Genomic DNA, 10912 nt, shown 5'->3' with positions numbered 1-10912 from the left:
CCGACAGGAAATAAGCGGGCAGCATCACGATGTTGATGATCTTGGCAAATTCCGGAATCAACTCGACGGCCACGGACGTGACCAGTCCGAATCCCAGTCCGATCAGCCATAAACCGAACATGGCGCCGAACAGCGCCAGCGGATCGACAGGCAGAATATTGTGACCCAGCAAGGCGAGCACGGCCATCGCCATCATCATGACCAGCAGCATCAGGAAACCTTCGCAGGCAGCACGCACCAACACGGTGTCGACTGGCTTGACCTGCCGGTAAGTGAAGAGCGCCCGGTTGGCATTAATGGCATGGGTGCACTGGGTGGCGGTGCGGCGGAACTGGAAGAACGCGATCATGCCGATCGTCAGCCAGAGGGTTGCGTCGATACCGCCCACGGTATGGACCCGCACGGCGGTGAACATCGCCAGCATGAACATCACGTGGATCAAGGGTTCGAGCAGGAGCCATACCCATGCGGCGCGGCCGGCGGCGAGACGATTTACCGTCTCGCGCAGCAACAGCGCCTTCCACGCCGAACAGGTTACCGAAAGTCCGGAACGGACAACCACACTCATGACACCGATACTCGCACTCGAAATGAGCCAGGAACGGCTCGCAAAACCATAGACGAGGCGCGCAGGGCTGAGCCCAGCGTTACCAGAGCCATGGGAGGGAATGAACCGCGATTCAGAGGTCAGCGGTTCGAAAACAGGGGGTAACGAGATGAACTACGTGTTACTTGAAGGCATTGTAGCCGATGAACCTGGATTGCTCTAGAGAGGGGAATTGTTACAAAACCCTTCAAGTCCATCCGATACTTTCTCAGTAGAAATGTTAAATATCTAAAAGAAAGTGATATTTAGCAAGGGTAGAAAGCATTATTGCGGATATTGCTAGCCTGGCTAGCAAGCAAAGTGAGATTTAGTGAGACTTCACCCAACTAATTTTGACAAATCTGCCGAAGAAATCTCACCAAAAATCACTTACATGTACATACAAGCGTAAAGCTGCGCAGGGAAAACACCAGAAAAAAATTTTGTACAAATGTGGTTTTTTCGTCGCCGCTCAAGACTGGAGCGGTTCAGGTTCCGGCACCAGGGTCGCCACAGGGGACACCGAACGTGCCTGCGCCCGCATGACGCGGCGCCGACGGGCCCGGGCGGCGTGCGCGACGTACCAGTAGAACGCCAGGTAGAGGGCGAAGCTGGCCGCGGTACCGAACAGCAGCGCGCCGTCGTTGCCGGCAAAGCGCACGGCCAGCACGGCGGGCACCGCGGCGATCAGCCACGAGAACGGCGACACCAGGGCATTGCGCAGCGGCGCGCTGAGGGCGCGGAAGTAGCGTCCGGTAATGGCGATTTTCACCAGGCTGTGCAGGTGGCAGCTGTCCGGCTGGCCGGGGTGGCGCCGGCACCAGAGGCGGCGCGCGATCGTAAACACGGTCTCGAACACCGGGTAGGCGCAAGCCAGCAGGGGCGCCCAGGGCGAAACGTCGGGATTGCGGTAGACCAGCATCACCGAGAGCCAGGACAACAGGAAGCCCAGCAGGTAGGCGCCGCCATCGCCCAGGAACAGTTTGCCGAACGGGAAATTGACGAGGAAAAAGCCGGCGGTCACGGCGCAGATCAGGAAGCACAGGCGCGCCAGCTCGGCGTCGCCGCAACCGTCCGCGATGAATCCGAGCGCGACCAGGCCGATGATCACGGTGCCGCTGGCCAGGCCGTTGAAGCCGTCGATGATATTGACCGCATTGGCGACGCCGCCGACCGCAAAGGCCGTGAACAGCACCGACAGCGGCAGCCAACCGAGTGCCGCGTCGAGCGGCACGACGCCGGTCTCGATGATGCGCACGTCGGTCAATGCCCAGCAGGCCACGCCGCTGATCATGGTGGCGAGCAGGCGCGCGCCGATCGAGACGCGGCGGGTCAGGTCTTCGGCCATGCCGAACAGGAAGGCCGGGAGCGCGGCGACCAGCAAAGGCGCAAACAGCGCCTGCTGATGGCGCGACGACATGGCGCAGGCGACGATCAGGCCGAGCATGATGGCCAGGCCACCGATGCGCGGCGTCGGAGCACTATGGAATTTCTGCACGCCACGCGTTGCATCCAGGGTGAATCGCCCATGCCAGCGGGTCGTTGCAACCAGCACCAGGGAGCAGGCCAGCGAGACCATCCAGCCGACTTCAGAGGCTATGAAATGAGTTTCCAATCGTTCCACGTTGACACGAGAATAACTTGGCAATTCTAGCGCATTTCTCTGGAGAAAGCATGAACTCAGCGGCAATCGTGCGGCGCAGCACCGGCAGTAAGGCGGCCCCTGCAACCATCGATTAAGTGTCTGATTTGCCGTAGTTTTTCGGCATTTCCGTAATTAGGTTGATTATTAGCAAAAAATATTCTCTTCACTTTTCCTAATATTTACCGACATTTTGTTACAGTTTTTGACGCATTTCCGCCACATCGATTCCGTTGGCATTTACAACTCGTAACATATTCAAAGGGCGACGATGATCAAGCAATTTCCCAAGCTCAAATATCGTTGCCTCATATTATTGATAACGGGCTGTTTTTCATTTCCCGCGGCCGGGCAGGTCACCAAGGACGAGCTCGATGCCGCCAGGAATGCGCTCGAGCTGCGCATCGTCCAGTTGACGGGGGATGCCATGGCCGCCCGGCGCGAAGCCGAAGCGCGCCAGGCCACGCTGGAAGCCGAGCGCGCCGCCCTGTTGGCCCAGTTGCCTGCGGCGAACGCGCGCGCCCTGGCCGGCGCCGTCGAGACGCGCCAGTTCGGCGCCGCCGGTCTGGTGCGCGCCTTCGACCTGGCGCGCCAGCTTGCCGCCGAGGTCTGCTCCACCCTGCCCGCCGGCGAAAAAATCGTGCTCCACGATCCGGCCGCCAGCCAGGGCGTGCTGGCGGCGCGCACCGTCAACGATGCGCTGGTGCGCATGGGCGAGGACATGGCACGCCGCAACAAGGAACTCCAGCTGTACATCGACACCCACACGCCGCCGGGCGCCGTGCTGGCCACCCTGTCGACCGCGCTGACGGTGGTGCCGGCCGTGCTGCGCGCCTCGGCCGACACGGCGTCCCTGTTCAAGACCGATGTCGCGGCCGCGGGCCTGGCCTATGGCGAAGGCGCGCGCGCCCTGTTCGCGAGCGCGCTGGCCGAATCCTGCCCGCAGCGGGTCGCCGGGCTCGGCAGCGGCTACCTGGGCGAACTCGATACCGCGCAGCACGAACGCCTGCTCGGCCGCCTGCGCTCCCTGGCCGGCCACCGCGCCGACTATGCCAACCGCATCGCGCTGCTGCAGAAACTGGCCGACAACGCCAAGGGGGAAGAAAAGAAGGAGCTGGGCGCGGTGGCAGGCGCTGCCGGCGCCGCGCTGAAGGCGGTCGACGCCTTCGTCGAGTCGTTGAAGGCCGGCGAGCCGGGGGACCGCAGTCCGCTGCACAACGCGGCGCGCTACCTCGGCTACGCCAACCGCACCGCGGGCGCGGCCGTGCTCGACGTCGACCTGCGGCTGGAGGGCATGAGCATCGTGCGCGATAACCTGTTCACCGGGCAAAAACTGCGCTTGTCCGGCATCGCCCTGCTCTGGTACCGGCTGCATGCGCCGGACGGCAGCGTACGATTTGCGCGCACGCTGCGGCGGATGGCGCCGCCGGTCGAGGTCGACCTGCGCGGCGACGGCGGACAGGCGTTGTTTGCCGACGAGACCGCGCCGGCGCGCTAGCGCTAGGCCTTGCGCACCGCCTGGTCGATGGCGCCGAAGATCGACTTGCCCTTCTCGTCGGGCATCTCGATGCGGATCGTGTCGCCGAAGCGCATGAAAGGCGTGCTCGGCGCGCCGTCGGCGATCGTTTCCAGGCAGCGCTGCTCGGCGATGCAGGAATAACCCAGAGCGGCGTCGCGGTTCGACACCGCGCCCGAGCCGACGATGCTGCCGGCGCGCGCGTTGCGGGTCTTGCACAGGTGCGCGATCAGCTGCGGAAAATTGAAGGCCATGTCCACGCCCGCATCCGGCTGGCCGACCAGGTGGCCGTTCCAGGTCGAACGCAGCGGCAGGTGGACCTTGCCGCCGCGCCACGCGTCGCCCAGTTCGTCCGGCGTGACCGCCACCGGCGAAAAGCTGGTCGCCGGCTTCGATTGCAGGAAACCGGCGCCCTTGGCCAGCTCGGCGGGGACCAGGTTGCGCAGCGAAACGTCGTTGACCAGCATGAGCAGGCGGATCTTGCCATGCGCCTCGTCCGGCGTCGCGCCCATCGGCACGTCGTCCGTGATCACCGCCACCTCGGCCTCGAAGTCGATGCCCCACTCTTCGTGCGCCAGCACGATGTCGTCGTGCGGCCCGAGGAAATCGTCGCTCCCGCCCTGGACCATCAGCGGGTCCTCGCGGAACGATTCCGGCATCTCGGCATTGCGCGCGCGCCGCGCCAGTTCCAGGTGGTTCAGGTAGGCGGCGCCGTCGGCCCACTGGAAGGCGCGCGGCAGCGGCGCCATGCAGCGCTTCGGGTCGAAGTCGAAGGCGCGCCGCGCCTGTCCGGCGTTGAGCTGGTCGTACAGGTCGGCGAGCTGGGGCGCGATGAAGGCCCAGTCGTCGAGCGCGGCCTGGAGGGTCGGAGCGATGGCGTCGGCCATGTGCGCGCTCTTCAGGTCGCGCGACACGACGGCCAGCTGGCCGTCGCGGCTGCCGTCGTGGATGGTCGCAAGTTTCATTGGCAATCGGAAAAACGATGGTGCGCTATTGTAGTGCAGCGTCTCCCCGTCGCGCCGTGCCGTCAGAAGGTGCCGAGCACGCCGAAACCAACCGAGCGCTGGAAGTAGTTGTAGTCGATCAGGCTCTGGCCGTAGCCGGCGAAGGCCTGGGCGTAACCCTTCAGGTTGCCGGCCAGCGGGAAGGCCCAGCCGGCCTGGATCGCGCCCTTGTCGGTATGGAAGTTGTAGCGCAGCGTGGACGAGTAGATATGGCCGTCGCGGCGGTAGGCCAGGGCCAGGTCGCCGTGGCCCATGTAGTCGACGATGTCCGGGTTGTCGTCGTCGCTTTCGCTCAGGCGCTTCCAGACCCGGGCGGTGGCCGAAAAACCGTCCTTTTCGACGCCGAGCTGGGCATAGACGCGGTTCCAGCTGCGCGAGAGCGAGCCCGACTGGCCGTTCGACTGGTGCACGAAGCCGAGGCCGGCGAAGCGCAGGTCGACGCCGCCGACCTGGGCATGCAGCGGCGCGATCGCCATGACCTCGGGCTGGTAGTTGGTTTCGCGGAAGGGGCTCGATGCATCATGGTTGGCCGCCTGCCAGTAGCTGTTCTGGGTGTAGCCGAACCAGAGGTCGACCGGCTTGCCGAAGGCCTGCTCGATCATCTTCATCTTGAAGCTCAGCTGGAAAGTCAGCTCGGCTTTCGACAGCTTGGCGTCGCCGTCGGTCAGGTCGCGGTAGGGCGCGTAGGGCGCATCGTTCGGACGGTAGGTGCGGGTGGCGATCAGGTAGTTCGCATGGTGCGGACGGAACTTGAACACGCCGCGGCGGTAGGGATCGTCGAGTTCCCAGTGGTCGAGCTGGCTGAACCGGGCGCTGCTTTCCGCGGACGGCCGGGCCGTGACCACCGGCACGGTCGCCGCAGGGGCGCCGCTGGCCGGATTGACCACGACCGCGGCCTCGGTGCGCGGCGCCGGCGTGGCGGCCAGCTGGTCGAAACAGGCCAGGCGGGCGGTGTTGTCCTGGATGTTGGCGCAGTCGGAGAGCAGTTTGGGCGCGTCCTGCGCGCTGGCGCTTGCGGCGCAGACCAGGGGAAGTGCGATCAGGAAGATTCGGTGTGGAAGCGGCATCTGGTACACGTTAGGCGGTTGCAAAAAGGCGTCATCGCATCGTCAACGCATGACTGCGCCGACCACGAACTGACGCGAGTCAATACAATTTTGCAAGAAAGTCAGCTTTTTTGTCGCACGCTTACAAGTGCGATACCGAAATGTGCGTGAGTCGGATGACGCGCCGTAGGGTGGGCGCCCCCGTGCCCACGCGTGAACGGTAATCATTGTTGGCCTGCTTCTCGCACCGCTACGACGCAAAGGTCTACGCCGATCACCGCGACCCGGCAGTTCAAGCATCGGCCGCCCTGCCGCAAGCGCACGCAAAGCCCCTCAGGCCGGCACCAGCAGATCCAGCTGCGCCTGCTCCAGGAAGCACCACTCCCCTTCCTTGATCCCCAGCGATTCGAGCGTCAATCCGCCAATGGCCGAACGGTGCAGCGCGCTGCAGTGGTTGCCGGCGGCGGCCAGCATGCGCTTGACCTGGTGGTACTTGCCCTGCTCGAGCACGATCTCGAGCTGGTGCTCGCCGCGCTGCACGCAGGACACCGCGCGTAGCGGCGCCGGCTCGTCGTGCAGTTGCACGCCGGCGAGCATCTGCTCGACCAGCGTCGGCGTGACCGGCTCGGCCGTGGTTGCCTGGTAGACCTTCGGTACGTGGCGCTTGGGCGACGACTGGGCGTGGATGAAAGGGCCGTCGTCCGACATCAGGAGCAGGCCGGTGGTGTCGTGGTCGAGGCGGCCGACCGGCTGCACTTCGCGCCAGCCGAACTGCTCCGGCAGCAAGGTCAGCACGCCCGGGTGGTGGCTGGGCTTGCGCGAGCATTCGAAGTTGGCCGGCTTGTACAGCGCGATATACACGCGTTCGCGGTAGACCCATTCCTCGTCGAAGACGGTCAGCACCAGGCCGTCGGTCTCGACCGCGGTCTTGTAGTTGTCTTCGATCGCGCCATTCACGGCAACGTCGCCGTCCTCGATCAGCGCGCGGCAATATTTGCGGGTGCCGAAGCCCTGCGATTGCAGGATTCGGTCCAGGGATAATTTACTCATGGGCGAGACTTTAACAGAAGGCCCATCAGCGCAGAAGGCTTGTCGCCAGCAAGGGCGCAGCAATGTTACCGTTAGGATAGTGATCTTCTACTCGTTTGACATATATCAATCGAATCGCACCGTCCATTGATAGACTTCAACTCCATTAGGAATCGGCCTAACGCGACCAGCAGAACTGACGAGGTATCGTTAGGAATTACTACCCAATACAAATAAGAGGATGACGACAATGCAACCAGTGAAATCCGATCAGGCCACCCTGCCCGCAGTCGCTCCGGCGTCGGTCAAGGCGGCGCGCCTGTCGCTGGCGCGCTCGCATACCGTGCTGTTCCCGACCCGGCTCGCCCTGGCGCGCTGGACCAGCGGCGGCAACGTCCCGCATCTGCACGGGTCCGCACACGCGCCGCTGCGCGCCGCCTGGTATGCCCGTGCCCAGCGCGACTTCCAGGCCTGGCTCGAGCGCGGCGGCTTCGTCCAGCATGACGACGGCGCCGCCCTGCCTCACGCGGCCGAGTCCGACACCCCCGCCTGAACACCGGCGCCATAAAAGAAAACGACGGCTTGCGCCGTCGTTTTCGCTTCCCGAGAAGGGCCGGGTGGCATGAGGAATAGAATTCTCTCGAAAGCCGCACGTATGCGGCGCGATCGCGTCAACTAATGAACAATTGCGAACAGGTTGGCACTTCTTGTTGGTCGCCCTCCCCTGAAAGAACCACGAAGGTCACTATAGACCACTTCTCGGAACTTTCAAGGGACATATTGAGCAACGTCAGCTCAGCGCATTGCAATTCATTTTAGTTGGGGCAATACCGTGTGCGACATGGCCTTCACGGCGCCATCCCCGACCGCCGCGCCGAACTTCTTCAATACGCGTTCCGGCAAGCCTTCGTGGGCCGTGTAGTCGACGATGTCCTCGGCCTTGACGATATCGCGGGCGACGGTGTCGACGGTGCCGAAGCCGTCGGCCAGGCCCATCTCGACGGCCTTGGCGCCGGTCCAGTACAGGCCCGAGAAGGTTTCAGGCGTTTCCTTCAGGCGCGAACCGCGCCCGGCACGCACCACCGAGATGAATTGCTGGTGGATTTCGTTGAGCATTTCCTGGGCGTGGGCGCGGTGCTTTTCCGATTGCGGGCTGAACGGGTCGAGGAAGCCCTTGTTGGCGCCGGCAGTCAGCAGGCGCCGCTCGACGCCCAGCTTTTCCATGGTGCCGGTGAAGCCGAAACTGTCCATCAGCACGCCGACCGAGCCGACGATGCTGGCCTTGTTCACGTAGATCTTGTCGGCCGCGGCGGCGATGTAGTAACCGCCCGAAGCGCAGATCTCGTCGACCACCACGTACAGGGGCTTGTCCGGATACCCTTTTTTCAGGCGCCGGATCTCGTCGACGATGATGCCTGCCTGCACAGGGCTGCCGCCGGGGCTGTCGATGCGCATCACCACCGCCGCCGAGCCCACGTCGGAAAACGCCTTGTTCAGCGAGGGGATCACATTGTCGGCCGATCCGCTGCCTTCCGCTTCGATCTCGCCGTTAATTTCGATGAGTGCCGTGTGCCGGCCGAGGTTCTCGTCGTCGCTGCCGAAGCTCAAGCCGAGGTAGGTCCAGAGTCCGACGACGAGCACGAGCAGGAAGGCCAGCCGGAAGAAGATGCTCCAGCGGCGCGCCGCGCGGCGCTCCTTGATGGTCGCGAACACCAGCTTCTCGAGCGTCTCGCGCTCCCAGTTGCCGGCGGTCGGGTTGGCTGCAAACCGGCTTTCGCTATCGTTCCTGATGTTGTCGCTCATAAGCAGTGTTGAAGTTAAATGGTTGCAGCCTTCCTCAGGCGGCCGGCTGGAACCGCTCGTCCGGTTGCCAGGACACCTTGCCGTCGGCTTCGCGCACCGCGATCGCACGCAGCCGCGCGCCGCGGCAAGGTCCTCCCGCGCAAAGGCCGGTCGCCGGCTGGTACACGGCGCCATGGGTGGCGCACATCAGGTACTCGCCGCTGGACTCGAAAAACTGCCCCTTGACCCAGTCCAGCTCGGTCGGCACATGGGCGCAACGGTTCAGGTAGGCATACGCGGTGCCGCCGAAGCGCACCACGAAGCCGGTCGCCGGCTCGCCGAAGGCCAGCACGGGAAAGCGCACGCCGGCGCCGCCATCGACCAGCGCCTCGGACGCGCAAATGTAAACATCCGTCATTATGCGTGATCGGTCAGCCAGGCGTGCAGTTCGACCGCTGTCTTGGCGGAAAACACGGGATGGCAGGCCTGCAGCTGGTCGACCGGATGCGCGCCATACTCGACGGCAATCCCGGCGGCGCCGGCGTTGCGCGCCATCAGCAGGTCGTGCGTGGTGTCGCCGATCATCACCGTGCGACGCATGTCCTGGCCGAGTTCGCGCGTCAATTCCTGGAGCATGGCCGGGTGCGGCTTGGAGAAGGTTTCGTCCGCACAACGGGTAGCGTCGAACATCGACAGCAATCCGGCCGCGTTCAAGGCCCGGTTCAAGCCCACCCGGCTCTTGCCGGTGGCCACCGCCAGGAAATAGCCCTGTTGGGAAAGTTCGCTCAACATCTCGCGAACTCCCTTGAACAGCACCAGTTCGTGGTCTTTTGTAAGGAAATGGTAGCGGTAGCGCTCGACCATGCGCGGATACAGCGCCGGTTCGATGTCGGGTACCGCCGCCTGCATGGCTTCTGGCAAGGCCAGGCCGATGACGTGCGAGGCCGCCTCGTCGCTCGGCACCGGCAGGCCGACGTCGCGCGCCGCTGCCTGGATGCACTTGACGATGGCCGCCGTGCTGTCCATCAAAGTGCCGTCCCAGTCGAAGACGATCAGATCAAATTGCTTTCTTGGCATTTCTTCCGGCCCAGCCGGCTCCTATTTGTTACCGGCAATGTGCCGTAGGGTGGGCGCCCCGTGCCCACGCGGTGATCGCTATCGCTCATGCGTTCGCGCTGGTACCGCTATCCACATGTTTTTCATGCTTGCGCAACGCCATGCATGTTGAACCGGTGGGCACGGGGCGCCCACCCTACGAACCATTAAGCTACCGGTTGCCCCAAGCTTACCAAGAATCGATCGCACTCGGCTGGCAAGGGCGCCTGCAAGGTCATCTTCGCGCCGGAATCCGGGTGGGTGAAGGTGATCTTGTAAGCGTGCAGGAACATCCGGCGCAGCGCGCCGCGCGTCTCGGTCGCCTTCTGCAGCTGCTTGTTGAGCGCGAAATCGCCGTATTTCTCGTCGCCCAGGATGGGGAAGCCCGACGATGCCAGGTGAACGCGGATCTGGTGGGTGCGGCCGGTCTTCAGCTCGGCTTCCAGCAAGGCAAACTCTTCCCACTTGCGCAGCAGGCTGAACACGGTGTGCGACTCCATGCCGCCGGCTTGCACCACGACGCGGCGTTCGCCATCCGGCGTTGTGTATTTATGCAAAGGCAACTTGACGTGCTGGCGCTTGTTGACCCAGTTGCCGGAGACGGCAGTCAGGTAGCGCTTGTCGGTCAGGCCTTCGCGCATCTGGTCGTGCAAGTTGGTCAGCGCCGAGCGCTTCTTGGCCAACAACAACAAACCCGAGGTTTCGCGGTCGAGGCGGTGCACCAGTTCCAGGAACTTGGCCTCCGGCCGCGCGGCACGCAACTGCTCGATGACGCCGTAAGAGACGCCCGAGCCGCCGTGGACGGCGACGCCGGCCGGCTTGTCGATCACCAGCAGGTGATTGTCCTCGTGCACGATCTTGAATTCGGCGCCGGGAACGGCCACGTTGCTGGTCTTTTCGGCAACGCGAATCGGCGGAATCCGCACCAGGTCGCCCTGCTCCAACCGGTACAGCTGGTCGATGCGGCCCTTGTTGACCCGCACCTCGCCCGAGCGCAGGATGCGGTAGATATGGCTCTTCGGAACGCCTTTACACACGCGCAACAAATAGTTGTCAATACGCTGGCCGGCTTCTTCCTCGGTAATGGTGACGAACTGTGCCGCCAATGCCTGTGATGAAGGGGGAACAACATCGTTTTGCATCTTCATTTGGCCTGTCTTCCCAGAAATTCTCTCTAAGTCCTTCATTTTGAATATATAATCGACAGGCGGC

At 63.6% G+C, this 10912-nt stretch carries 11 protein-coding genes; 2 read left to right on the top strand and 9 right to left on the bottom strand.

Annotation, left to right across the window (positions count from 1 at the left end):
* Together RT688_RS20860 and RT688_RS20855 are read right to left on the bottom strand one after the other, a co-directional pair.
* On the bottom strand, nt 1-568 hold a 568-nt coding region (locus RT688_RS20860; RefSeq protein ID WP_313706755.1), incomplete at its 3' end, for an ABC transporter.
* A gap of 490 nt (nt 569-1058) precedes the next feature.
* Entirely contained in the window at nt 1059-2201 is a 1143-nt protein-coding gene (locus tag RT688_RS20855) for a glycosyltransferase (protein ID WP_313706754.1), read from the bottom strand.
* Between the two features lie 298 nt (nt 2202-2499).
* Between RT688_RS20855 and RT688_RS20850 the strand changes: the two genes are divergently transcribed.
* On the top strand, nt 2500-3726 hold the full coding sequence (locus RT688_RS20850; protein ID WP_313706753.1) for a hypothetical protein: 1227 nt from the start codon (nt 2500-2502) through the stop codon (nt 3724-3726).
* A gap of 2 nt (nt 3727-3728) precedes the next feature.
* Here RT688_RS20850 and RT688_RS20845 read toward each other — a convergent pair whose 3' ends face one another.
* From RT688_RS20845 to RT688_RS20835, 3 genes are all read right to left on the bottom strand, one after another.
* Nucleotides 3729-4709: a fumarylacetoacetate hydrolase family protein gene (locus tag RT688_RS20845; RefSeq protein ID WP_313706752.1), complete on the bottom strand. Its 981-nt coding sequence runs from the start codon at nt 4707-4709 to the stop codon at nt 3729-3731.
* Nucleotides 4710-4771: 62 nt separating this feature from the next.
* Nucleotides 4772-5815, bottom strand: coding sequence for a phospholipase A (locus tag RT688_RS20840; protein ID WP_313706751.1), 1044 nt, complete (start codon nt 5813-5815; stop codon nt 4772-4774).
* Between the two features lie 312 nt (nt 5816-6127).
* Nucleotides 6128-6844, bottom strand: coding sequence for a 16S rRNA pseudouridine(516) synthase (locus RT688_RS20835; RefSeq protein ID WP_313706750.1), 717 nt, complete (start codon nt 6842-6844; stop codon nt 6128-6130).
* 229 nt (nt 6845-7073) lie between these two features.
* Between RT688_RS20835 and RT688_RS20830 the strand changes: the two genes are divergently transcribed.
* Nucleotides 7074-7376, top strand: coding sequence for a hypothetical protein (locus RT688_RS20830; protein ID WP_313706749.1), 303 nt, complete (start codon nt 7074-7076; stop codon nt 7374-7376).
* A gap of 257 nt (nt 7377-7633) precedes the next feature.
* Here RT688_RS20830 and RT688_RS20825 read toward each other — a convergent pair whose 3' ends face one another.
* From RT688_RS20825 to RT688_RS20810, 4 genes are all read right to left on the bottom strand, one after another.
* Nucleotides 7634-8626 (bottom strand): S49 family peptidase, encoded by a 993-nt coding sequence (locus tag RT688_RS20825; protein ID WP_313706748.1) that lies wholly within the window; start codon nt 8624-8626, stop codon nt 7634-7636.
* Between the two features lie 34 nt (nt 8627-8660).
* Nucleotides 8661-9023, bottom strand: a complete 363-nt coding sequence (locus tag RT688_RS20820; RefSeq protein WP_313706747.1) for a Rieske (2Fe-2S) protein — start codon at nt 9021-9023, stop codon at nt 8661-8663.
* Nucleotides 9023-9682 (bottom strand): HAD-IIIA family hydrolase, encoded by a 660-nt coding sequence (locus tag RT688_RS20815; protein ID WP_313706746.1) that lies wholly within the window; start codon nt 9680-9682, stop codon nt 9023-9025. Before RT688_RS20815 ends, RT688_RS20820 begins: the two co-directional genes overlap by 1 nt.
* 185 nt (nt 9683-9867) lie before the next feature.
* A complete protein-coding gene (locus tag RT688_RS20810; RefSeq protein ID WP_313706757.1) occupies nt 9868-10848 on the bottom strand; it encodes an RluA family pseudouridine synthase in 981 nt (326 codons plus the stop codon).
* Between the last annotated feature and the right edge of the window lie 64 nt (nt 10849-10912).

Origin of the sequence: Massilia sp., assembly GCF_032106685.1 — a bacterium.
In the GTDB taxonomy this organism is placed as follows: domain Bacteria; phylum Pseudomonadota; class Gammaproteobacteria; order Burkholderiales; family Burkholderiaceae_D; genus Telluria.
Note: the sequence above shows the minus strand (reverse complement) of the source record. Positions and strands in the feature narration are given on the sequence as shown.

Excerpts from the sequence above, each read along its gene's own strand:
- RT688_RS20850 (WP_313706753.1), top strand. The coding sequence starts at position 2,500 with ATGATCAAGCAATTTCCCAAGCTCAAATATCGTTGCCTCATATTATTG.
- RT688_RS20845 (WP_313706752.1), bottom strand. The coding sequence starts at position 4,709 with ATGAAACTTGCGACCATCCACGACGGCAGCCGCGACGGCCAGCTGGCC.
- RT688_RS20840 (WP_313706751.1), bottom strand. The coding sequence starts at position 5,815 with ATGCCGCTTCCACACCGAATCTTCCTGATCGCACTTCCCCTGGTCTGC.
- RT688_RS20835 (WP_313706750.1), bottom strand. The coding sequence starts at position 6,844 with ATGAGTAAATTATCCCTGGACCGAATCCTGCAATCGCAGGGCTTCGGC.
- RT688_RS20830 (WP_313706749.1), top strand. The coding sequence starts at position 7,074 with ATGCAACCAGTGAAATCCGATCAGGCCACCCTGCCCGCAGTCGCTCCG.
- RT688_RS20825 (WP_313706748.1), bottom strand. The coding sequence starts at position 8,626 with ATGAGCGACAACATCAGGAACGATAGCGAAAGCCGGTTTGCAGCCAAC.
- RT688_RS20820 (WP_313706747.1), bottom strand. The coding sequence starts at position 9,023 with ATGACGGATGTTTACATTTGCGCGTCCGAGGCGCTGGTCGATGGCGGC.
- RT688_RS20815 (WP_313706746.1), bottom strand. The coding sequence starts at position 9,682 with ATGCCAAGAAAGCAATTTGATCTGATCGTCTTCGACTGGGACGGCACT.
- RT688_RS20810 (WP_313706757.1), bottom strand. The coding sequence starts at position 10,848 with ATGAAGATGCAAAACGATGTTGTTCCCCCTTCATCACAGGCATTGGCG.